The sequence below is a fragment of the Pseudomonas sp. Irchel s3a12 genome (genome assembly GCF_900187485.1).
GTDB lineage: Bacteria > Pseudomonadota > Gammaproteobacteria > Pseudomonadales > Pseudomonadaceae > Aquipseudomonas > Aquipseudomonas neuropathica.
In genome coordinates this window covers 150,401-171,440 of the sequence record NZ_FYDN01000002.1, presented here as the reverse complement: position 1 = coordinate 171,440, position 21,040 = coordinate 150,401, and the positions used below count along the sequence as shown (strand labels likewise).

Annotated in this window: 20 protein-coding genes and 1 tRNA gene; 12 read left to right on the top strand and 9 right to left on the bottom strand. The window is 59.5% G+C overall.

Annotated features, from left to right (window positions below; all coding sequences use genetic code 11):
• Positions 1–2: 2 nt before the first annotated feature.
• The 3 genes from ihfA (at position 3) to CKW14_RS04330 (ending at position 807) form a co-directional block, all read left to right on the top strand.
• Positions 3–305, top strand: a complete 303-nt coding sequence (ihfA, locus tag CKW14_RS04340) for an integration host factor subunit alpha (protein ID WP_002553164.1) — start codon at positions 3–5, stop codon at positions 303–305.
• The gene (locus CKW14_RS04335) at positions 286–642 is read left to right on the top strand and encodes a MerR family transcriptional regulator (protein ID WP_003179985.1); all 357 of its coding nucleotides are present in this window, start codon (positions 286–288) and stop codon (positions 640–642) included. The genes ihfA and CKW14_RS04335 overlap by 20 nt, the downstream gene beginning before the upstream one ends.
• Before the next feature lie 88 nt (positions 643–730).
• Positions 731–807, top strand: a tRNA-Pro gene (locus tag CKW14_RS04330).
• 87 nt (positions 808–894) lie between these two features.
• On the opposite strand, the gene CKW14_RS04325 is transcribed toward CKW14_RS04330, so the two are convergent.
• The 3 genes from CKW14_RS04325 to rtcR all read right to left on the bottom strand — a co-directional run bounded on the left by CKW14_RS04325 (position 895) and on the right by rtcR (position 3,328).
• Positions 895–1,254: a hypothetical protein gene (locus CKW14_RS04325; RefSeq protein ID WP_095124806.1), complete on the bottom strand. Its 360-nt coding sequence runs from the start codon at positions 1,252–1,254 to the stop codon at positions 895–897.
• Positions 1,255–1,338: 84 nt separating this feature from the next.
• The gene (locus tag CKW14_RS04320; protein ID WP_095124987.1) at positions 1,339–1,608 is read right to left on the bottom strand and encodes a hypothetical protein; all 270 of its coding nucleotides are present in this window, start codon (positions 1,606–1,608) and stop codon (positions 1,339–1,341) included.
• Positions 1,609–1,729: 121 nt separating this feature from the next.
• Positions 1,730–3,328 carry an RNA repair transcriptional activator RtcR gene (gene rtcR, locus CKW14_RS04315; RefSeq protein WP_095124805.1) on the bottom strand — a complete coding sequence of 533 codons (1,599 nt, stop codon included), beginning with the start codon at positions 3,326–3,328 and terminating at the stop codon, positions 1,730–1,732.
• A 246-nt stretch (positions 3,329–3,574) separates the two neighbouring features.
• Between rtcR and CKW14_RS04310 the strand changes: the two genes are divergently transcribed.
• From CKW14_RS04310 to CKW14_RS04295, 4 genes are all read left to right on the top strand, one after another.
• Entirely contained in the window at positions 3,575–4,801 is a 1,227-nt protein-coding gene (locus CKW14_RS04310) for an RtcB family protein (protein ID WP_095047605.1), read from the top strand.
• A 14-nt stretch (positions 4,802–4,815) separates the two neighbouring features.
• Positions 4,816–5,604 carry a nucleotidyltransferase domain-containing protein gene (locus tag CKW14_RS04305; RefSeq protein WP_093439371.1) on the top strand — a complete coding sequence of 263 codons (789 nt, stop codon included), beginning with the start codon at positions 4,816–4,818 and terminating at the stop codon, positions 5,602–5,604.
• Between the two features lie 8 nt (positions 5,605–5,612).
• Complete coding sequence (gene rtcA / locus CKW14_RS04300; RefSeq protein ID WP_095124804.1) at positions 5,613–6,638, top strand: RNA 3'-terminal phosphate cyclase; 1,026 nt, start codon at positions 5,613–5,615, stop codon at positions 6,636–6,638.
• Positions 6,639–6,790: 152 nt separating this feature from the next.
• Positions 6,791–7,120, top strand: a complete 330-nt coding sequence (locus tag CKW14_RS04295; protein ID WP_093439361.1) for a hypothetical protein — start codon at positions 6,791–6,793, stop codon at positions 7,118–7,120.
• Positions 7,121–7,177: 57 nt separating this feature from the next.
• On the opposite strand, the gene CKW14_RS04290 is transcribed toward CKW14_RS04295, so the two are convergent.
• Positions 7,178–7,591, bottom strand: a complete 414-nt coding sequence (locus CKW14_RS04290; protein ID WP_095124803.1) for a VOC family protein — start codon at positions 7,589–7,591, stop codon at positions 7,178–7,180.
• A 221-nt stretch (positions 7,592–7,812) separates the two neighbouring features.
• On the opposite strand from CKW14_RS04290, the gene CKW14_RS04285 reads away from it, so the two are divergent.
• On the top strand, positions 7,813–9,624 hold the full coding sequence (locus tag CKW14_RS04285) for an ABC transporter ATP-binding protein (RefSeq protein ID WP_095124802.1): 1,812 nt from the start codon (positions 7,813–7,815) through the stop codon (positions 9,622–9,624).
• On the opposite strand, the gene CKW14_RS04280 is transcribed toward CKW14_RS04285, so the two are convergent.
• From CKW14_RS04280 to CKW14_RS04270, 3 genes are all read right to left on the bottom strand, one after another.
• Entirely contained in the window at positions 9,621–10,565 is a 945-nt protein-coding gene (locus CKW14_RS04280) for an alpha/beta hydrolase (protein ID WP_093439350.1), read from the bottom strand. The genes CKW14_RS04285 and CKW14_RS04280 overlap by 4 nt on opposite strands.
• A 112-nt stretch (positions 10,566–10,677) precedes the next feature.
• The gene (locus CKW14_RS04275; protein WP_095124801.1) at positions 10,678–11,676 is read right to left on the bottom strand and encodes an NAD(P)H-quinone oxidoreductase; all 999 of its coding nucleotides are present in this window, start codon (positions 11,674–11,676) and stop codon (positions 10,678–10,680) included.
• A gap of 61 nt (positions 11,677–11,737) precedes the next feature.
• Positions 11,738–12,937 (bottom strand): YbfB/YjiJ family MFS transporter, encoded by a 1,200-nt coding sequence (locus CKW14_RS04270; RefSeq protein WP_095124800.1) that lies wholly within the window; start codon positions 12,935–12,937, stop codon positions 11,738–11,740.
• Between the two features lie 111 nt (positions 12,938–13,048).
• On the opposite strand from CKW14_RS04270, the gene CKW14_RS04265 reads away from it, so the two are divergent.
• Both CKW14_RS04265 and CKW14_RS04260 read left to right on the top strand, forming a co-directional pair.
• Positions 13,049–13,924: a LysR family transcriptional regulator gene (locus CKW14_RS04265; RefSeq protein WP_095124799.1), complete on the top strand. Its 876-nt coding sequence runs from the start codon at positions 13,049–13,051 to the stop codon at positions 13,922–13,924.
• 249 nt (positions 13,925–14,173) lie between these two features.
• Entirely contained in the window at positions 14,174–14,569 is a 396-nt protein-coding gene (locus tag CKW14_RS04260) for a hypothetical protein (protein ID WP_095047770.1), read from the top strand.
• Between the two features lie 49 nt (positions 14,570–14,618).
• Here the strand turns inward: CKW14_RS04260 and CKW14_RS04255 are convergent, their stop codons facing one another.
• Positions 14,619–15,341: a pirin family protein gene (locus CKW14_RS04255; RefSeq protein ID WP_095047598.1), complete on the bottom strand. Its 723-nt coding sequence runs from the start codon at positions 15,339–15,341 to the stop codon at positions 14,619–14,621.
• Between the two features lie 215 nt (positions 15,342–15,556).
• Between CKW14_RS04255 and CKW14_RS04250 the strand changes: the two genes are divergently transcribed.
• Both CKW14_RS04250 and CKW14_RS04245 read left to right on the top strand, forming a co-directional pair.
• Complete coding sequence (locus CKW14_RS04250; protein ID WP_095047597.1) at positions 15,557–16,507, top strand: GlxA family transcriptional regulator; 951 nt, start codon at positions 15,557–15,559, stop codon at positions 16,505–16,507.
• A gap of 90 nt (positions 16,508–16,597) precedes the next feature.
• Positions 16,598–18,055, top strand: coding sequence for a winged helix-turn-helix domain-containing protein (locus CKW14_RS04245; RefSeq protein ID WP_095124798.1), 1,458 nt, complete (start codon positions 16,598–16,600; stop codon positions 18,053–18,055).
• On the opposite strand, the gene CKW14_RS04240 is transcribed toward CKW14_RS04245, so the two are convergent.
• On the bottom strand, positions 18,032–20,920 hold the full coding sequence (locus tag CKW14_RS04240; RefSeq protein WP_095124797.1) for a winged helix-turn-helix domain-containing protein: 2,889 nt from the start codon (positions 20,918–20,920) through the stop codon (positions 18,032–18,034). The two genes, CKW14_RS04245 and CKW14_RS04240, sit on opposite strands and share 24 nt — an antisense overlap.
• Positions 20,921–21,040: the final 120 nt, after the last annotated feature.

Here is a 21,040-nt window from a genome sequence, read left to right as displayed (position 1 = left end):
GTATGGGGGCTTTGACGAAAGCTGAGATGGCGGAACGTCTGTATGAAGAGCTGGGCCTGAACAAGCGGGAAGCCAAGGAATTGGTAGAACTGTTTTTCGAGGAAATCAGGCACGCTCTTGAAGACAACGAGCAGGTCAAATTGTCCGGTTTCGGCAATTTCGACCTTCGGGACAAACGCCAGCGGCCTGGCCGCAACCCGAAAACGGGGGAAGAAATCCCGATCACGGCTCGCCGTGTGGTCACCTTTCGTCCAGGGCAGAAGTTGAAGGCCCGAGTTGAGGCTTATGCTGGAACCAAGTCATAACGACGAACTACCCGTCATCCCGGGCAAACGCTACTTCACCATTGGTGAAGTCAGCGAGCTGTGTGCCGTAAAGCCACACGTGCTGCGCTACTGGGAGCAGGAGTTTCCTCAACTCAACCCCGTCAAACGCCGCGGAAACCGCCGGTATTATCAGCGCCAGGACGTGCTGATGATCCGGCAGATCCGCGCGCTCCTTTACGATCAGGGTTTCACCATCGGCGGCGCACGCTTGCGCTTGTCCGGCGATGAAGCCAAAGACGACACGACCCAATACAAGCAGATGATTCGGCAGATGATTGCCGAATTGGAAGATGTGCTGGTGGTTCTCAAGAAATAAAAAGCAGCGTTTGAATACTTCCAGTTTTCAAACGCTTGCGCTATATTCTTGAGCGTTCTTCGAGGTGAAGAACAGTTGCAAAACCAGTCGGGGCGTAGCGCAGTCCGGTAGCGCACTAGCATGGGGTGCTAGGGGTCGAGTGTTCGAATCACTCCGTCCCGACCATATAATTCAATGACTTAGCCCAATCTGAAAAGATTGGGCTTTTTCATGCGCAGTGATTTTTGGCTCTCTATAGAAGAGCATTCCCCGTCAGCTTCTTCCATTCGCCGTTTTCTGCGCCGAATCGATGCAAAGCGAATAAAAAGTTTTCTGAAAGTCAGCCACCACCTTCTCCTGCTTCCTCGCGTCCGACTCCCTCGGCATGTCGTAGGCCTGCCCGATCAAGGCTTTGTACAAACTACCCACATACTCGCTCTCCTTTCCTGCGTTGTCGGCCAGTTCCAGAACGGAAGAGAGGGGCACGCCTCCTTGCCTGGCTTTCATGATGGCTTTGGCCGAATTTTCGACTCGCTGGCACTCTTCCAGATATTCGCTGGGCAAGGGTGCGCTGTGTGCTGCAAAGCTGAAAGTGAGCAGTATTGCCGTTGTCGCCAGAAACCGATTGAACATGGCACGCCATCCCTGAATGTTGGCCGGGAACGTTAGCATTCATGGCTCGGCGCTACCATCTGTTCATCGGCCAAGAGCAGCGGTTCACTGGCTGGGTTTTTTGATATCTGCGGAATCGCTCGAGGTGTTGGCATCCTTCTGTGTTTCGTGTGCCTCGGCACCGGAATTTGATCCGGATGCTTCCTCACCTTTCTTGTCAGCTTTGTCTTCTTTTGACTCGGTTCCGCCTTGGTTTACGCCGGGAATCGCAGTGGCTGGAACTGAGGAGCCGCCTGTTTTTTCAGCCGCAAGGGAAAACAGTGGGCACAGTGAAAGCAGGCTTGCCAATCCGATAGCAATCATTCGCTTGTTCATGAGGTTGTCTTCCAGGTCGGGGATGTACTGCATTGGAAGAACTCACAGGGCGAAGGTGCGGTACATCAGACCAGCGGCATCCGGTCAAGTAAGGTGGCCAGGCGTTATACGTCTCAGAGATCTACGGCGACAACTGGCTCCATTCAATCCCGAACCGGCCCAGGTACTTGCGCAAGCGGTCCGCATCATTAGGCTGCGCCTTGGCCAGGCGTGAGATGCCGAACAAGCGGCGACCGGCATCTGACAGGCTGTCTGCTTGCCGGCAGACCTCAAGCACTGCCCGCAACTGCAAGCGGTCAAACAGATCCATGCTCTCTTCATTCCCTGGCAAATCTTCTGACTTGCTTCCCTCTTGGGTCAGGCCCCAGGCATAACGCAACCGCTCAATCTCTTCCTGCACCTGCGCCTCATCAATTCTCCCGCTATCCGCCAATGTCGCCATGCGCGTGATCGACGCAGACAGTTCGCGGAAATTGCCCAGCCACGCCGCTTCGCTAGAGCTGGCGAAGGCCAGATAGCGGCGGCGTGCTTCAAGGTTGAAGCGCACCAATTGCCCATGCTCACGGGCATGGCGCTGCAACTCGAAATCAATATTCGGCTCGATATCCTCGCGGCGGCCGGCGAGGCCGGGAAGGTCGAACGTCCAGAGGTTGATGCGTGCGTACAAGTCTTCGCGAAACAGGCCTTCAGCGACCCGGCTGCGCAGGTCGCGATGGGTGCCGGCGATGATCAGGAAGTCGCTCTCCACCTCCTTGTCAGAACCCAGTGGAAAGAAGCGTTTTTCTTCAATCGCTTTGAGTAGCATCGCCTGCTCGTCGGCGCCCAGTTCGCCGATTTCATCGAGAAACAGCATGCCGCCATCGGCCGCACGCAGCAGGCCGTCGCGGGCGTTCTGTGCGCCGGTGAAGGCGCCTTTGCTGTGGCCGAACAAGGTCGACATCGCGCCGTCGCCACGCAGGGTGGCGCAGTTGACTTCAACAAAGCGGCCCTGCATCTGATGGCGGTTGCGTTTGAGTTCGTAGATGCGTCGAGCCAGAAAGGATTTGCCGGCACCGGTCGGGCCGATCAGCAACATGGGGGCTTTCGAGCGCACCGCAACGCGTTCGATCTGCTCGATGGAACGGTTGAACGCGGCATTGCGTGTGGCGATGCCGGATTTCAGAAATGCCAGTCCTTCCAGGCGTTTATTGGCAAAGCGTGAGGCGATGCGATCGTATCGCGACAAGTCGAGGTCGATCAGGGCATGGGTGCCGCAGGCGTGCTCGTCTTCGCTCTTGCGCTTGGCGGGGGAGGTCTGGATCAGGCGAGCGGGCAGGTAGCGCGCCTCGGTCAACAGGAACCAGCAGATCTGCGCGACGTGGGTGCCGGTGGTGATGTGGACGAGGTAGTCCTCGCGTTCGGTGTCGAACGCGTAGGCAGTGGTGAAATCGTGCAGCGCGCCGTAGACCTCTTCAAAATCCCACGGATTGCGCAACGCCATCGAGTGCAGGCGCACTTCGGTTTCCGGTGAAACCTGCTGGATGTCGGCGCGCACCCGCTCGGCGAGACTGACGTCGCGGGCGTCGATGCCGTGAATCAGCTCAAGCCGATTGATTAGCACATCCGGCTGCTGGCAGAGGCCCACGCTCGGCCGCCAATGGCTCCAGCGATTGGCGCCTTTACCGACGCGATCAAGGGTGGCTCCGATAAAACCGATGGCGACGGTACGTCTATTTTGCATGCTTATCTCAAAAGATAAAAAACGATATCTAATGATAATTTTTCTACGCAGGGTTTGTCGTCAATTCAAACACTCAAAAAGTCGATAGATAATAAATGTCATTTAAAACAGAGAGTTATGAAGTTTTTTCAGGGAAATTGAAAACCTGGCACGGCCGCTGCTATGTCTATCGCAACGAACAGCAAAACCCAGCGAGACGCCATGATGGCCAACTCAAATTTCTTTAATACGCAGTCGAATAAAGACATGAAAGATCACACTTACCAATTGCTCGAAGTCGCCAACGGCAAACCGATCAAACTCTGGACCGAAGGCGTTCCGGTGGAAAACGAGGCCCGCGAGCAGTTGATGAACACCGCAAAAATGCCGTTCATCTTCAAACATCTGGCGGTCATGCCGGATGTGCACTTGGGCAAGGGCTCGACCATCGGCAGCGTGATCCCGACAGTCGGCGCGATCATTCCGGCAGCGGTCGGCGTCGACATCGGCTGCGGCATGATTGCCGCGCGTACCTCGCTGACCGCCGCTGATTTGCCGGACAACCTGCTCGGTCTGCGCAGCGCTATCGAGCAAGCGGTGCCGCATGGCCGCAGTTCGACCCGTTCGCGACGCGACAAGGGCGCCTGGGATGAGATCCCGCAGCAAGCAGATCAGGCCTGGGCGGGGCTGCAGCCACGGTTCAAATTGATCACTGACAAGTACCCGAAACTGGCCAACACCAACAACCGCGGGCACCTCGGTACGCTCGGCAGCGGCAACCACTTCATCGAAGTGTGCCTGGATGAAGCCAACCGGGTCTGGTTCATGTTGCACAGCGGCTCGCGTGGCGTCGGCAATGCCATCGGCAACCTGTTCATCCAGATGGCTCAGGCGGATATGCGCCAGCACATCGCCAACCTGCCGGATCGTGATCTGGCCTACTTCGAAGAGGGCAGTCAGCACTTTGATGATTACGTGGAAGCGGTGGGTTGGGCGCAGGACTTCGCCAAACAGAACCGCGAGCTGATGATGCGCGCGGTGATTCAAGCGACACGGCAGATTATCCGCAAGCCGTTCGAAGTGGCGCTGGAAGCGGTCAACTGCCACCACAACTACGTGCAGAAAGAGCTGCATTTCGGTGAAGAGGTACTGGTCACGCGCAAAGGTGCGGTGTCGGCGAAGAAGGGCGAGCTGGGGATTATTCCAGGCTCGATGGGCGCCAAGAGTTTCATTGTCCGCGGCCTGGGTAACGAAGAATCCTTCAGTTCCTGCAGCCACGGCGCCGGCCGCACCATGAGTCGGACCAAGGCCAAGAATATGTTCACTGTCGAGGATCAGATTCGCGCCACGGCCCATGTGGAGTGCCGCAAGGACGAGGCGGTGATCGACGAGATTCCGATGGCCTACAAGGACATCGACAAAGTCATGCACGCCCAGCGTGAGCTGGTGGAAGTGCTGCACACCTTGCGTCAGGTGGTGTGCGTCAAAGGATAAAAGGAAAGCAAGTCATGGAACTGGAAGAGCGTCACCCGCTGTGCGCCACGATGCGCGCGCGGGTTCTGGCAGAGCTTGCGCGGATAGAACGCGAGCGCAATGTCACGGTGTTGTACGCCTGTGAGTCCGGCAGTCGGGCCTGGGGTTTTGCCTCGACCGACAGCGATTACGACGTGCGGTTTGTCTACGTGGAGAAGCCCGAGTGGTTCGTTCAGGTCGATGCGCCGCGCGATGTGATCGAACGTCCGCTGGACGATGAACTTGATGTCAGTGGTTGGGAGCTGCGCAAGACCCTCGGATTATTGCGCAAATCCAATCCGACCTTGCTGGAGTGGCTCGACTCGCCGCTGGTTTATCGCAGTGAAACCGCGCAGGTGGCACAGCTGCGCGAACTCGCCGAAGCGTTCTACAGCCCGCCAGCAGCGCGCAATCACTATCTGTCGATGGCAAAGAAGAACTTTCGCGGTTACCTGCAAGGTGAAACCGTGCGTTTCAAAAAGTACTTCTACGTGCTGCGACCATTATTGGCCGTGCGCTGGATCGATCAGGGACGAGGCCGGCCACCGATGACGTTTGCCGACCTCCTGACCACCGTCGACGACCGCGCGTTGCTCGATGAAGTCGACGAATTGCTCGCCCTTAAACGCAATGCCGATGAGAGCGCCTATGGGCCGCGTCGACCGGCGTTGCACGGGTTCATCGCGGCCGAACTCGAGCGCGAAGTGCCCACATTACTCAGAACTCAGGAAGACTCGCGACGGCTGGATCAGTACCTGCGGGATACCGTCGGGCTGTACGCGTAAGGAATGCCATGAAACAGGAAGTGATAGAACTGGACGGTGCCATCGGTGGCGGCCAGGTGTTGCGCAGCGCCTTGAGCCTATCGATGGTGACGGGCAGGGCGTTTCGCATTAAACAGATTCGTGCCAGGCGCAGCCGTCCGGGACTGCTGCGCCAACACTTAACGGCGGTGATGGCGGCGGCCGAGGTGTGTGGTGCAACGGTTGGCGGTGCACATTTGGGTTCGCAAGCCTTGAGCTTCGAACCCGGCGCGATTCGCGCTGGCGACTTTCAATTCGCCATCGGCACGGCCGGCAGTTGCACACTGGTGTTACAGACTTTGTTGCCAGCACTGTTACGGGCACCGCAGGCGAGTCGGCTGCGGATTTCCGGTGGCACGCATAACCCGCTCGCGCCGCCGGCCGATTTTCTCACGCGCAGTTGGCTGCCGCTGCTGCGCCGCATGGGGGCCAACGTTGAGTTGGACTTGTTGCGCCATGGTTTTGCCCCGGCCGGCGGGGGCGAGATTGAGGTGAATGTGCAACCGGCGAACCTGACGCGACTCGATCTGTGTGACCGTGGCGAAGCGATTTCACCAAGCGCGTGGGCTCTGACCGCTGGGCTTGGACCTACGGTCGCCCAACGTGAGCTGAGCCGAGTGGCCAAGCGATTGAAGCTTCCGGCTACGGCGCTGCACTCTGTGACGCTCGATCCGGCTCGCGGGCCAGGCAACGTGTTGCTCCTGGAGTACGCTTTCGAACACGTCACCGAGGTGTTCAGCGCGTTTGGCCAAGTGTCACTGCGCGCAGAGAAGGTTACCGATGCTGCGATCAGTCAGGCTGCCGACTGGTTGCGCAGTGGCGCTGCGGTCGCTGAGCACCTCGCCGATCAGTTGCTGTTGCCAATGGCGCTGGCCAGCGGTGGCTCGTTCACCACGCCGCGAATGACCGAGCATTTGCACAGCAATATCGCGGTGATCGAGCTGTTCTTGCCGGTTCGTATTGATTGTCGCGAGGAGGGTGCCGATCGACTGCGCGTTGAGGTCATTGTCAATTGATCGGTCATGAACGGGGCGACGGGATTTTATCGGGAAATCCTGTCGCCCTTTTTTTGGCCCGCAAAAAACTCTGAAAAGGCGGCAAATTGCTGGCCCCCGGACGTTCGCTTCCCCGGCAAAATCGCCTTTTTTCAAAAGGTTAGGTGGGCTCTATGCGGACGATTGTTATCACCGTTGCAACGCTTTCCCTGGCTGTCTTCGCCACAGGCGTGCAGGCGAAAGAGTTAAGCAAAAGCCATCGCTTTGCCTGCACCTGGGGTTCGGATATCGCTGCCGGTGCTCAGCAATCGAAGCTGTCAGGCGTCTCGCTGTATGGCGCGCGCAAACAATTGCAGGTACGACGATTCCAGCAACCGTGGATGCGTATGACCGCGATGGGAATCACCGAGCAAACCTACAACAGCACGTCGAAGCTCAAGCCGGCGGCGGTCAAACAGACCTATTACGAACAATGTGTACGCCACGAATTGGCCCAGCGCTGAAGCAAAAAGCCCAACCTGAACCGGTTGGGCTTTTTCATGGCTGACGAAATTTCAGCGTCACTTTTCGCTTTCGCAGTTGACCATCCACGACACGCCAAAACGATCGACCAGCATGCCGAAACGCGCCGCCCAGAACGTCGCTTCCAGCGGCATGTCGATGCGGCCGTCGCTGGCCAGTGCGTTGAACACGCGCTCGGCTTCGGCGATGCTGTCGACGTTCAGCGAAATCGAGCAGCCACTCATGCCCAGAGTCGGGCGATCGGGTGTGGTGTCCGAGGCCATGATCATCTGCTCACCCACCTTTAGACAGGTGTGAATGATCAGGTCGTGGTGTTCTTCGGGCACGTGTTCGGTGGCGGGCGTTTCGCCGAACGTCATCATCGCCTCAAGCTTTCCTTGCAAGGCTTGCTCGTAAAAGGTGAAGGCCGCGCGGCAATCTCCGTTGAAGATCAGGTAGGGATTGATTCTCATGTCTCTGCTCCCGGCAGTCAGGCGCGGAGCGGGCGGGTGTCGCCGGGTTCCGCGTAGGGCGGTTAAACCATAGCAGAGCGTTGGACGCCGGAAAGGGCAGGGTCTTCCAGATGTTTTTGTTCTGAAAAGCACGTCGACGATAACGCGGTCGTCGTTTGAAATTCAGTCGTAGCGCTGGAGTACCATGACGCACAATCATCACCTGCAGAGTCCAATGCCCCATGCCTGATCTATCGCGCTTCACGTCCTTGTTCGATCAGGCGCAGCGAGCCTTGCGCTTGGTCTGGGGGACATCGCGTGGCTTGTTTCTGGGGCTGGTGCTGGCAACGTTGGTTGCCGGTTTGCTGCCGGCACTGGCGGCATGGTTGGGCCAGCGGATTGTCGATGCGGTGGTGGCAGCGATGCAGTTGCACGCGCAGCACGGCAGTGCGCCGCTGTGGCCCGTGTTGCGTTATGTGTTATTGGAGGCCGGAGTGTTGGCGCTGTTGTCCGGCACGCAACGGGCACTGTCGGTGCAGCAATCGCTGTTGCGGGTGCAGCTGGGGCAGAAGGTCAATACGCTGATTTTGCAGAAAGCGCAGACCCTGTCACTGGTGCAGTTCGAAAACTCCGAGTTCTACGACAAACTGGTGCGTGTCCGTCGCGAGGCTTCGACCCGGCCACTGGCGCTGGTCATGAAGTCGTTGGGCTTGATTCAGAACCTGATCATGCTGATTAGCTTCGGGGTGCTGCTGGTGCATTTTTCCCCTTGGGCGCTGGCGTTGCTGGTGGTAGGTGCGTTACCGGTGTTTTTTGCCGAAGCGCATTTTTCCGGTGACGCCTTTCGTTTGTTTACTCGCCGTGCGCCGGAGAGTCGGCAGCAGAATTACATCGAAACCCTGCTGTCCCACGAAACCTATATTAAAGAGGTCAAGCTATTCGGCTTCGCGCCGCTGTTACTGCAACGCTACCGCGACACGTTCGCCAGGCTGTATGCCGAAGACCGCCGTTTGACGTTGCGGCGCGATGGCTGGGGTTTCGGCCTTGGCCTGCTCGGTACTGCGGCTTTTTATGTGGCCTATGCCTGGGTGGTCATCGATGCCGTACATGGCCAGATCAGCCTTGGTCAGATGACCATGTATCTGGTGCTGTTCAAGCAAGGCCAAAGCGCTGTGAGCAGCAGTCTGAGTGCGATCAGTGGCCTGTACGAAGACGGCCTCTACCTGACCAGTCTGTATGAATACCTGGCCGAACCGGTTCAGGTCGAAAGCGGCCACCTGACGGTCGGCGTCTGCCCGGGTGATGGCTTGCGTTTCGAGAACGTCGGTTTCCGTTATCCGGGTGCCAGTCGGCCAGCGCTGGAAAACATTGATCTGCAACTGGTGCCAGGCAAGAGCGTGGCGCTGGTCGGCGAGAACGGCTCGGGCAAGACCACGCTGATCAAGTTACTGACCCGGCTCTATCGTCCTGATCAAGGGCGCATCCTGCTCGACGGCAGCGATTTGCAGGATTGGCAGGAGACCGCGTTACGTCGACGCATTGGGGTGATTTTTCAGGACTACATCCGCTACCAGTTCAGCGTCGGAGAAAACATTGGCGTTGGCGATACCCTGGCGTTCAACGACGCGCAGCGCTGGAAGGAGGCCGCAGCCCAAGGCATGGCGGCTCCCTTCATCGAAGGGCTCGACAAGGGTTATGCCACGCAGTTGGGACGCTGGTTTGCCGGTGGCCAGGAATTGTCTGGCGGGCAGTGGCAGAAGATTGCCTTGTCCCGCGCGTACATGCGTCGTGATGCCGACATTCTGATCCTCGATGAGCCAACGTCCGCCCTTGACCCGGCGGCCGAGGCGGCGGTGTTCGAGCATTTCAGCCAACACAGCGAAGGTCGCATGACGTTGCTGATTTCCCATCGTTTTTCCAGCGTGCGCAATGCCGACCACATCATCGTGCTGCAACAAGGCCGGATTCTGGAGCAGGGTGGCCACGATCAATTGATCGCCGCCGCTGGGCATTACGCGCAACTGTTCGATTTGCAGGCTCGCGGCTACCGTTAAGTGTCCCGCCCGTTGCGCACGGTGGCAGGTCCGGCCACCCGGGGGGCCGGTTTGCTCTGCATCAGGCTGTCGAGCGCCTTGCGGTAATTCTGCCCGCCAAGCGCCATGCTGTTGTTGTGCGTCGCGCCCGGCACCAACAGCAGGCGCTTGGGTTGTTGCGCGGCGTTGAACAGTTGCTCGCTGAAGCGCGGCGGCACGAAAGCGTCAGCTAAACCGTGGACCACCAGCAGCGGCATGTGGATATCAGCGATCTTGTCGATCGAGTCGAATTTCTGCGACAGCAGCCAGCGCACCGGCAGCGAAGTGTTGGCCACCGACGCGGCAACATCCGCCAGCGTGGTGAATGTGGACTCGATCACCAGTCCGCGAACCGGCAATGCAGAATGATCGCGAGCAGCGGCCTGGCCGAGTTCCGCGGCCAGATCGATGGCCACGGCGCCACCGAGGGAGTGCCCGTAGATCAGGCGTTTGGCTGGGTCCGGTTGCAGCAGTTTGAAGCGTTCCCACGCCACCCGCGCATCTTCGTAAACGCTGCTTTCCGACGGCAGATCACCATGGCTCTTGCCGAATCCTCGGTAGTCGATGGCCAGCACTGAATAGCCCGCAGCACGCAGTTGCTCGATACGGAACAACTGCCCGGTGAGGTTCCAGCGCACGCCATGCAGATAGAGAATGGCCGGCGCATTGGCTTTTTCCGCCGGCCACCACCAGGCATGAATGTTTTCCCCGGCCTTGAAACTCTTCGGTTGCAGGTCGAGTTCCTGCACGCTCCCGGGCAAGCCGCGATACCAACCGGCGGTGCCCGGTTCGATGCGAAACAGCAGTTTGCGTTCGGTGTGTTCGAGCACGGCACAACTGGTCGGCACGCCGATTATCAGCGCGGCCATGCAGGCAAACGCCAAACGGCGGCGTCGCAGACGCGTCATGAAGGACAGGAACATTAAACGTTTCACCCAGGCGCAGATAAAGAAGGCTTTTTACCAGATGCCTCGGTCTGCGCGTGAGTTTTTCGACCACCGCCCCGGCGCAACGATTACCAAATGCTGCAAAGACTCACACGACCTGCAGAACGATCTTGCCGATATGGTCGCCAGCCTCCATGTGCGCGTGAGCCTGAGCGGCGTCGGCGAGCGGGTAGACCTTGTCGATCATCGGCAGGCAGCGCCCGGCAGCCAGCGCCGGCCATACGTGCTCGCGCAGTTGATCGGCAATCGCAGCTTTTTCAGCAGCGGTACGGGCGCGCAAGAGGGAGCCGGTGATCACCGCACGTTTGGCCATCATTGCCAGCAAGTCAAAGTCATTGGCTCGCGCGCCGCCGAGGAAACCGAGCATGACCAGACGGCCATCCATCGCCAGGGCGCTGACGTTATCGTTGAGGTACGAGCCGCCCATTATGTCGAGGATCACATTGACGCCTTGGCCTGCGGTTTTCTCGGCGATGACTGCCGCGAAATCCTCATCGCGATAATTGATCGCTTCGCCACCGAGATCGCGAATCGCTGCGCATTTGTCCGGGCTGCCGGCGGTGGCAAACGCTTCAATACCGAATTCGCGGCACAGCATCAGTGCGGTTGTGCCGATGCCGCTGGTGCCACCGTGAATCAGTGCGCGCTGACCACGACTGGCGCCGCCGAGGCCGAACAGGTTGGCCCACACGGTAAAGAAGGTTTCCGGGATTGCGGCGGCGTGCACCCAGTCCAGACCGTGTGGAATCGGCAGGGTCTGGCCGGCGGGGACGGTGCAGTATTCGGCATAACCACCGCCGTTGGTCAGCGCGCAGACTTTGTCGCCCACGGCGAACTGATTGACACCCGCCCCGAGCGCCACGACTTCACCGGCGACCTCCAGCCCGGGAATCGGGTTCATGCCGGGTTTCATCGGGTATTTGCCGGCACGCTGCAAGGCGTCCGGCCGGTTGATTCCGGCGGCGTGTACGCGGATCAGCACCTCGCCTTCTGCGACAGCTGGAAGCGCCACGCGTTTGGGTTGCAAGACGTCGGGGCCACCGGGTTCGCTGATTTCGATTCGGGTCATTTCGTTGGGCAGGGACATATCGATTCCTGTTGGCATAAGTTCTGTAGATGGGAGCGTGCTGTGCAAGCAATGATTCCCTTCAATTTGCACAGCAGCGCGACTCAGTAGGAGCGGGCAACCATTTCATGGCTTGCTCCAGCAGCAGCGCCACGATGATTGCGCCAGCGGCAATGACGAACAACAGCGCGTAATGACCGCCGCTGGCATTGAACAGCGCTGAATAGGCAAATCCGGCCAGCGCCTGAAAGGTGGCGAATGACACCGTGGCACGGCTCCAGGCGATCTGCTGACGATGGTGTTCCGGCACCAGCTCATGCACTCGCGCCAGAGCCAGCGGCACAATGCCGGGCGGAAATGAACCAAGAATCACCGCCAGCAACGCCAGCGCCAGAAACGAGTGAGTCATTGCCAGCAACCCAAGGACAATCGCCTGCACCACCAGCACCAGGCGAATGCCGGAGCGTGCGCCAAGCTTATCGGCAAGAAAGCCATAACTCACCGGGCCGACAATTGCGCCCAAACCGTACATCACCCAGATCAGCGCGCCGATATGCGCCCCGGCACCGAGTCCACGTGCCACGTAATCCACCAGAAACACCATGGCCGGCACCAGTCCGGCGGCCATGAAGGCGTATTGGGCGAACAGCAAATACACACCGCGCGGCGTCGGTTCTGCGGACACCGTTTCTTGCGCAACGACCGGGTGCGGGAAATCGGACGGCCAGCCGAACCAGCTCAGCGCCGTCAGCAACAAAGCCAACGCCCCCAGGCCCAGCCATGTCGCTTGCAAGCCGAGGCTCAACAGCGGCGGCACCAGCGTCCCGGAGCCGGCAATGCCAAGACCGATGCCGAGAAAGATCGCGCCACTGGCCAGCCCTTTACGCGCCGGCGGAACATGCGGCAGTACGGTCGCGGCCACCAGCACCATGATCGCACCGCCGGCAATCCCCGACAGCAGTCGCCAGCCGAAGAACCAGCTCACCGACAACGGAAACGCGCAGGCAAAAAATGCCGCCGTGACCACCAGCATCATCAATCGCAAGGCATTTTTATTGCCGAGCTGGCGCGCTGTCGGCCGGCCGAGCAGGGCGCCGATCAGGTAGCCCACCAGATTGGCCGCACCGAGGTAGACCACATCGTTGGCGCTGAACCACTGCGCCTCAATCAGCGAAGGGATCAATGGGGTATAAGCGAAACGCGCCAGCCCGATGCTGACCAGGCTGGCGCAGAGCCCGGCGAAGATCGGCAGCCAGATACCGGTGGAGGTTGAAGTGCGCATGATAGCGATCTCGCGGAAGGTTTATGGCGTTCAGCATATCGGCTATTGTTGCTGCGTTAATGCGGCGATTTAGCGTCGCTGCGATGCGAATTTGCATCACTGGGAGGCAGCATGAATTGGGATGACGCACGGGTATTTCTGGCCGTTTGCCGCGATTCGACGCTACGTGGCGCTGCGCGGGTTCTGGGGGTGGATCAGGCCACTGTCGGGCGACGGATCACAGCACTGGAAAAGTCCCTGAGCGCGACGTTGTTCCTGCGCACCTCCGACGGCTACGCGTTGACCGCTGTCGGTGAGGCGGCGCTCAGGAGTGTGGAGAAAATGGAGCATTCGGCACTGGAGTTGGAGCGGCAGATTCAAGGTCTGGACGATCGCCTGACCGGCACGGTGCGCGTCAGTACCACGGATTCGCTGGCGATCGACTTTCTGATCCCGGCCATCGCCCGTTTGCACGAGCAGCACCCGGACGTACGAGTGCAACTGGATGCGTCCACGCAGATCCTCAGCCTGGCCAAGCGCGAGGCGGATATCGCGGTGCGCAACACCCGGCCGGACAATCCTGATCTGATCGCTCGGCGAATCGCCCGATGGCCGGTGGGCTTGTTCGCCTCTCAGGCCTATATAGACGCCAATGGCGTGCCGCAACCGGACACTGCGTTTGAGGGGCATGATCTGGTGGTCTATCAACCGTATCTGCAAAGCAAAAAGGACCTGACCCTGGTGTCGGAACCGCTAAGTCGCGGCCGCATCGTCGCCAGCCTCAGTTCCAGCTTGCTCGTTCGCCGGTCAATTGCGGCTGGGTTGGGTGTAGGAGAAATCCCGGTGTACATGGGTGAGCGCGATGGTCTGATCAGGCTCTGGCCGGAGCGCACTCGACCATTGCCGTATGAAGTGTGGTTAGTGACCCACGCGGATTTGCGGCATACCGCGCGGGTGAGGGCGGTGATTGAGCAGATTGTCGACGTGTTCGCGTCGGAGAATGACTAGGCAGATGTTCTTTTGGCAGGGCTACAAGCTCTGACGAAACGGCCTACATCAGAGGCAGAATCTCCCGGCTTGTGAGGAGGTTGGATGGGGCCTATTGTTTCGTCATGTCGGTGAGGGGCGCAAGGCTCGCACTGATGTTGATACCAGGGACGGTATCGGTAAACCCAGGAAGGTGTCGAATTGAGAACCACGGAATTCAGTCAAAACCCAATCAGTGACCTTGCGAGCAAAGGTCGGAATACTCAAGCCATGAACGCTATCAGTCGTGAAGAATTCAATGCCAGGATCGAGACCATTGAGAGCAGGATGGACGCTCGGGTCGAAGGTGTGTCGGCGAGAATCGATGCTTATCTTTTGACTCAGGCGGAGAGGGACAAACGATACGATTTGATGTGGGACGGCGTACAACAAATCGCCGAAGACTCAAAAGAAGCCATCAAACATGTCTCGACAGTGAAGGCACATTACTGGGCGACGACCGCCGTCCATTTTCTCGGAATGATCACCGTCGTCGTAGGGGCGCACTTTGCCAATCAAGCAGCGGTATTAACCACCTTGCAGACAACACTCGCGGCGATCCAGATCGGCAAGGATATAAGTGCACCAAGACCTGCTTCGCAACAAGTACCCGAATCACCACAATAGAAAACGGCCTTCAAAGAAGGCCGTTTTTCGTGAGCATTGAAACACCGCATCATGGCATTTCTGGCAACTCCTGCGGCCGCAAGTCGAACACCAGCACTTCGGCATCGACACCATTGCTCAAGGTCAGCAACTGTTCTTCGCGAACCCGTACGCCGTCACCTTCCTGCAACGACTGGCCATTGAGTTCAACACTGCCGCGCGCCACATGCACGTAGGCATAACGGTTGGCTGGCAGCTCCAGCGTGGCAGTTTCTTTACCGTCGAACAGCCCGGCAAAGACCCGTGCGTCCTGACGCACTTTCAGCGAACCGTCGTTGCCGTCCGGCGAGATGATCAATTGCAGGCGACCGCGTTTTTTCTGTGCGCTGAAATGCTCCTGTTGATAGCGCGGTTTGGCACCGCTGACATCTGGCACGATCCAGATTTGCAGGAAATGCACCGGTTTGGTCGCCGAGTGGTTGAACTCGCTGTGCGCTACGCCGCTGCCGGCGCTCATCAACTGCACGTCGCCCGGGCGAATGACCGAGCCGGTGCCCAGTGTGTCCTTATGTTCCAGTGCGCCTTCCAGCACGTAGGAAAAGATCTCCATGTCGCGATGCGGGTGCTGTCCGAAGCCTTTACCAGCGGCAACGCGGTCGTCGTTAATCACCAGTAGATCGGAAAAACCTTGCTCACGCGGGTCACGGTAGCTGGCAAAGGAAAAGGTGTGAAAGGACTTCAACCAGCCATGATTGGCGAGGCCACGATCGGAGGCTTTGCGAAGGGTCAGCATGATGAAATCTCCTTGTGGGACGTGAATTCGTCCGAGTGAGGAGAAGGTTACTGTTTACTGTGTTGCGCAATAAGTAGATGAAAATTGAAAGACTGTCCCTGTCAGGTTGACAGTTTTGCGATAGCCTTCACACAAAACTTTTGCGCTCAAACGGCTACAGTTGGCCATAATGTCTGGTCCGTATCATGTCTCTCTGATTGAAGTGATGTCTTCCCATGAAAACCGTGGCAATGGTGCTGTTTCCCGACTTTCTTCTGCTCGACATGGCCGGGCCATTGGAGGTTTTTTCGGTTGCCAATCGCTACCTGAAACCCGAAGCGCATTATCAATTGATCACCCTTGGCACCGAAGAGGGCCCGCTGCGGGCGTCAAATGGTGTGATGGTGCAGGCCGACCGGATCATTGGCGACGACACCGAGCGTTATGATTTGCTGCTGGTGCCGGGAGGCCCCGGTGCCTACAACCAGCAGTTCCCGTCGTTGTTTGCCTGGCTCAAAGAAGCAGTCCGGCGGGTCGAGTACTACGGATCAATCTGCACTGGCGCTTTTGTCCTGGGGCACGCCGGTTTGCTTGACGGTTACCGTGTAACCACGCACTGGAACTACACCGAACGCCTGATCAAGGGGTTCCCGAAGGCCCATGTCACGACCGATCAGATCTATGTCGAGGATCGCAACCTGATCACCTCGGGAGGTGTTACGGCGGGGATCGATATGGCGCTGGCCGTGATCGCCCGCGATCACGGCAAGAAGCTCGCGCAGGATGTGGCCAAAGTCCTGCTGGTGGTGATGAAGCGCCAGGGCGGGCAGGCGCAGTTCAGCCCGTTGATGGCTGCCGTGGCACCGCAGGAAACGCCGATTACCCGCGCGCAGAGTTACGTGCTGGAACACCTCGACGAAGCCTTCACGGTCGAGCGCATGGCGGCGATTGCCAATATGAGCGCGCGGCACTTCGCGCGGGTGTTCACCCGCGACATCAACATGACGCCGATGGAGTTTCTGCAAAGTGCGCGCATCGACTGCGCACGAAACTTGCTGGAAACCAGCGATCTGCCGCTTAAAACCGTGGCTTACAAAAGTGGTTTCGGCAGTGTGCGGCATATGCGTTCGTTGTTCGCTGAAAAGCTCGGCCTGACGCCCGCGCAATACCGCGAACAGTTCAGCTAGAGCGCTGTTGTCCGTCTGGCGCACCCGTATGTCCGAATTGAGTCTCGTGTAGCGGTTGTCGCGTCATCTGAGGCTGCCAATATAGTTGGCATGGATAGCCTCATCGATTTGAACACGGCGTCGGTGCTGCATTTCGGCCCCTACGCCTTCCACCTGCGCCAACGGCTGATACTCGACGGAGATCGGCCTTTGCGCATGGGTGGTCGTGCGCTGGATATTTTGCAAGTGCTGGTCGAGCGTGCCGGGCGAGTGGTCAGGAAGGAGCAATTGATTGCCCTGGTTTGGCCAACGTCGGTGGTCGAGGAGATCAACCTGCGCGTGCACATCGCCGCGCTCAGGCGTGCCTTGGGTGACGGCGAAAACGGTCAGCGCTACATCGTTAATGTGCCGCAATGCGGTTACAGTTTTATCGCCCCGGTGCGCTGCGACAGCGTCGCGCAAGTGGTCTTCGAGGGTCTGCAAACGCCCGAACATAATCTGCCGGCGCGATTGACCCCGGTCGCCGGGCGCGACTCGCTGGTCGGCGGGCTGGTGCGGCAAATGCCGCTGTGTCGGCTGATGACCGTCACGGGCGCGGCTGGTGTGGGTAAATCCACTGTCGCGTTGCGGGTCGCGGAACTGCTGTTGCAGTACTACAGAGACGGCGTGTGGCAGATTGATCTGAGCTTGACCGACGATGACACACCGCTGCTCGATCAGGTGCTGGGCACCCTCGAAAGCGATTTGCCCGGACTGTCCACTCGCCATGCGTTGCTGCTGCTGGATAACTGTGACCACCGTCTCGCCGCTTGCCGGGCAGCGGTTGAAACGTTGCTTGAGGCCGCTCCCCGGCTGTCGATTCTCGCCACCAGCCGCGAGGCCTTGCAGGTCGGTCTGGAAACCCTTCAGGGCGTGCCACCGCTGACCCTGCCGAAACGTTCCGCAGGCGATTGCATCACTGAAGCCATGGGCCATTCTGCGGTGCAATTGTTTGTCAGCCGCGCTCGGGCGCGACAGCATGATTTCTGCTTGCGTGAACAGGATGTCAAAGCCGTCCTTCAGATATGTCGCCAACTCGACGGTTTACCGCTGGCGATCGAACTGGCGGCGGCGCAGATCGATGCCTTGGCATTGGTCGGCTTACAGGCGCAAATGAGCAATGGCCTGCATGTGCTCAGCCATGGCCGGCGCACGGCGGTGCCGCGGCACCAGTCGATGCAGGCGGCACTCGACTGGAGCTATCAACGCTTGAGCGAGCAGGAGCAACGCGCGCTGCAGCGTTTATCGGTGTTCAAAATGGCGTTTACCCTGGAGGCGGCACTGGCGGTGATCAGTTGCCCGCAACTCGCGTCGTCGCGGCTTGCCGCGATCATTGAAGGCCTGACGTGCAAGTCATTGCTGGTGGTGGAACGAGGCGGCAGTGCAGGCCGATACCGAATGCTCCACACCACTCGCTGCTATGCGCGCAAGCAACTGGAGCGTTGCGGTGAAGGGATTGATCTTGAGCGCCGGCATACGCTCTATATCAACCGGATACGCCGGGCCTCAGGCGTGCCTGTGCTCGCGTAGTTCGTCAATGAGCAAGCGTACCTTGCGCAAGTCCGGAGTCGCGTAGCCTTCGGTGAAGCGCTGATAGATCGGCGTGAGCAAATCCAGCGCCTCTTGGCAGCGCGATTGGCGCCGCCAGAGTTGCGCCAGTGAGGTGGCACTGCGCAGTTCCCAGGCGAGCGCGCCTTGGCTGCGGGCGATGGTCAGCGATTGTTGCAGGAGTGCTTCGGCTTCCTTGAGGGCCTCTTCGCGAGCAGGCTCGCTCCCACATGGGTTCTGAGTACACCCAAAATTCCTGAGGGAGCGAGCTTGCTCGCGAAGGGCCCCGTCCAGGCAATCCGGATCGTCTTTCAATAACGCAGCAGCCCGAGCCCGCAAAATCTCCGCCGTGCTCCATCCCGCATCACCACTCAGCGCTCGCTCAAACAGTGCGTCATCCACAAAGCGGTCATCCAGCGTCACCATGATTTCACGAATCAGCCCACTGCTGTCCTTCGGCACGGGCGTGCTGGTTTGCGTGTCGATCACCTGCGCGTAATGTCGCGCCCACGTGTTGAACAGCAGCACCGAATGCTTCTGCGATTGTTCCAGCAGCAGTTGCAACAGCGCCCGGGCGTTCTGCTGATCGCCGTTGTAATGAGCGATCAGGCAACTGGCCAGTGCCAGGGTGTAACAAATCGAGGTGCCATGGTCGATCTGCACGGCAATATCCAGGGCCAGTCGCGCCGAATGCCACGCTTGCTCCGGCAATCCCTGCATCCATAGCACCCGCGCCAGCACCGTCAGCGACGCGACACTCTGGTCGTACTGCACACCAAAACCGTGGGTGAAGCGGTTGACGTGGCCGCTGTGCGCCATGCGCTGCAGCACCTGCTCGGCATGAATGCGCGCCTGCGGCTGGTCGCCGGCATAGTGCAGGGCCAGGACCCGTAAACGGTGGGTGCTCAATGACAGCAGTGGGTCGCCGTGCACGCCGAGGCGATCGAAGTGCTCACTCTGCGCCAGCGCCATGCGGTAGTGTCCGCAACTGAGGTTGACCGCCATGTGTCCGGACACCGCGCGCAATTGCCCGGCGACGTCGTCGTGCTCAATGGCCAACTGGCGAGCCTCAACGAACGCCTGGATGGTTTCCGGGGTGCCTCCCCACGTGTGATAACAGGCACTGCCGAGGGCCAGTTTCAGGGAGATTTTCAGACGCGGGCAGGGTTCGCCGAGTTCATCGAGCAGGCTCAGCGCCCGCCGCACATAGCCGCCATACTCCTTGAGCAGCGACAACTCTTGCCACAGGGGCGCCGACGCTGCTGTCAGGCGAATCCCCAGACTACCCGGGCCGACACCGTTCAGGCTCCAGTCCAGCGCCGCGCGCAGGTCTTCCAGCCCTCGGGCGTAACGCTCGATCCACAAAGCCGTCGGTGTCATTTCCCAATCGCTTTGCGCCTGTTGCATCAATGCCAGGCAGCGTTCGGCATGGCGTTCGCGGGTTTCTTCGCATTCGGCGGCGTGCTCGAGTTTTTCCAGTGCATAGCGGCGGGTCGTGTCGAGCAGACGATAGAACACCTCTTCATCACCGACTTCGACGCTCAGCAGGGATTTCGCCACCAGTTGGGTGATCGACACAAACACCACGCCGGGGTCGATTTGTTGGCCGACGATTACCGCCGCTGCGGACTCCAACGTAAAACCACCGCAAAACACGCCCAGACGGCGCAGGCAGGTTTGCTCGCAAGGGGCGAGCAGGTTGAAACTCCAATCCAGCGTGGCGCGCAGAGTAAGGTGTCGCTCAAGACTGCTTTGATTACCCGCTGCCAGCGGTGGCAAACGGCCCTGCAGTTGGCTCAGCAACCCTTCCAGGCCCAGTTCGGCGACCTGCGCTGCCGCCAGCTCCAGCGCCAGTGGAATACCGTCGAGTCGGTGGCAGATTTCGATCGCTTGCGGCAACTGCGCATCGCTCAGTTCAAAGCTTTCCTGCGCGGCCGTGGCCCGTTCGATGAACAGTTGCAGCGCCGAATATTCCAGCGCTTGCTGACGATTCAATGTCGCGTTCATCAATGGGTATTCGAGCGAATCGAGACGCTGCACGAATTCGCCTTCCGCCCGCAGGCTCTCGCGGCTGGTGGCGAGGATATGCACCTTCGGCGCGCCGCGCAGAATGCTTTCGCTGAGCATCGCGACGGCATCGATCAGGTGTTCGCAGTTGTCGAGCAGTAACAGCATCTGTCGCTGTTGCAGGCCATTGACCAGCGCCGCCAGCGGATCGCCTTCGGGGAGCGCCAGATCGAGCAGGGCGGCCAGGTGTGAGCAAATCAGCCGTGGATCGTTGAGCGGTGCCAGGTCCACCAGCCGAATACCGTCGCGGTAATGCCCGATCAACTGCTCGGCCACGCGCAAGGCCACCGTGGTCTTGCCGATCCCGCCGGGGCCGACCAGGGTGATGCAGCGTTGGCGCGGTAACTGCGTCATCAAGCTATCGACCAGCGCTTGGCGGCCGATCATGCGCGTGCGCCGCAAGGGCAAATTGTGCCGACCGCCAGCATCGCCCACAGGACGCTCCTCCATGGATTGCGGTAGAACCGGGGCGACGAAACTGTAACCGCGTTGCGCCACGGTGATGATGTAACGCTGGCCGGCCTGACCGTCGCCGAGGGCTTTGCGCAGTGCCGCCATGTGCACACGCAGGTTGATGTCCTCGACCACGCTGTCCGGCCAGACCCCGGCCATCAGTTGTTGCTTGCTCACCACTTCGCCGGCATGGGCCAGCAGAATCAGGAGGATGTCCATCGCCCGTCGGCCCAGGCGCAATGGCTGCTCGCCTTCGAGCACCAGGCGTTGGCCGGGATGAATCCGATAGGGGCCAAAACCGAGGGCCTGATTCGGGGAAAGACTCAACAGCTCACTCCTGCGGTGCTGCGGCGGACAGAGCGGAGTAGGGCCGGGCGCGTGCGCAGGCCTTCTATTCCGGGGTGTCCCGGCATAATCCTCAGGTTTGAGCGTCAGTGCAACGGGGGC

Bases quoted from the DNA above. Each gene is read 5' to 3' on its own strand.
- CKW14_RS04255 (WP_095047598.1), bottom strand. From the start codon at position 15,341: ATGCTGACCCTTCGCAAAGCCTCCGATCGTGGCCTCGCCAATCATGGC.
- CKW14_RS04320 (WP_095124987.1), bottom strand. From the start codon at position 1,608: ATGAACAAGCGAATGATTGCTATCGGATTGGCAAGCCTGCTTTCACTG.
- CKW14_RS04265 (WP_095124799.1), top strand. From the start codon at position 13,049: ATGAATTGGGATGACGCACGGGTATTTCTGGCCGTTTGCCGCGATTCG.
- CKW14_RS04270 (WP_095124800.1), bottom strand. From the start codon at position 12,937: ATGCGCACTTCAACCTCCACCGGTATCTGGCTGCCGATCTTCGCCGGG.
- CKW14_RS04310 (WP_095047605.1), top strand. From the start codon at position 3,575: ATGAAAGATCACACTTACCAATTGCTCGAAGTCGCCAACGGCAAACCG.
- rtcA (WP_095124804.1), top strand. From the start codon at position 5,613: ATGAAACAGGAAGTGATAGAACTGGACGGTGCCATCGGTGGCGGCCAG.
- CKW14_RS04325 (WP_095124806.1), bottom strand. From the start codon at position 1,254: ATGTTCAATCGGTTTCTGGCGACAACGGCAATACTGCTCACTTTCAGC.
- CKW14_RS04280 (WP_093439350.1), bottom strand. From the start codon at position 10,565: ATGTTCCTGTCCTTCATGACGCGTCTGCGACGCCGCCGTTTGGCGTTT.
- CKW14_RS04335 (WP_003179985.1), top strand. From the start codon at position 286: ATGCTGGAACCAAGTCATAACGACGAACTACCCGTCATCCCGGGCAAA.
- CKW14_RS04290 (WP_095124803.1), bottom strand. From the start codon at position 7,591: ATGAGAATCAATCCCTACCTGATCTTCAACGGAGATTGCCGCGCGGCC.
- CKW14_RS04305 (WP_093439371.1), top strand. From the start codon at position 4,816: ATGGAACTGGAAGAGCGTCACCCGCTGTGCGCCACGATGCGCGCGCGG.
- CKW14_RS04295 (WP_093439361.1), top strand. From the start codon at position 6,791: ATGCGGACGATTGTTATCACCGTTGCAACGCTTTCCCTGGCTGTCTTC.
- CKW14_RS04275 (WP_095124801.1), bottom strand. From the start codon at position 11,676: ATGTCCCTGCCCAACGAAATGACCCGAATCGAAATCAGCGAACCCGGT.
- ihfA (WP_002553164.1), top strand. From the start codon at position 3: ATGGGGGCTTTGACGAAAGCTGAGATGGCGGAACGTCTGTATGAAGAG.
- CKW14_RS04250 (WP_095047597.1), top strand. From the start codon at position 15,557: ATGAAAACCGTGGCAATGGTGCTGTTTCCCGACTTTCTTCTGCTCGAC.
- rtcR (WP_095124805.1), bottom strand. From the start codon at position 3,328: ATGCAAAATAGACGTACCGTCGCCATCGGTTTTATCGGAGCCACCCTT.
- CKW14_RS04285 (WP_095124802.1), top strand. From the start codon at position 7,813: ATGCCTGATCTATCGCGCTTCACGTCCTTGTTCGATCAGGCGCAGCGA.
- CKW14_RS04260 (WP_095047770.1), top strand. From the start codon at position 14,174: ATGAACGCTATCAGTCGTGAAGAATTCAATGCCAGGATCGAGACCATT.
- CKW14_RS04245 (WP_095124798.1), top strand. From the start codon at position 16,598: ATGGATAGCCTCATCGATTTGAACACGGCGTCGGTGCTGCATTTCGGC.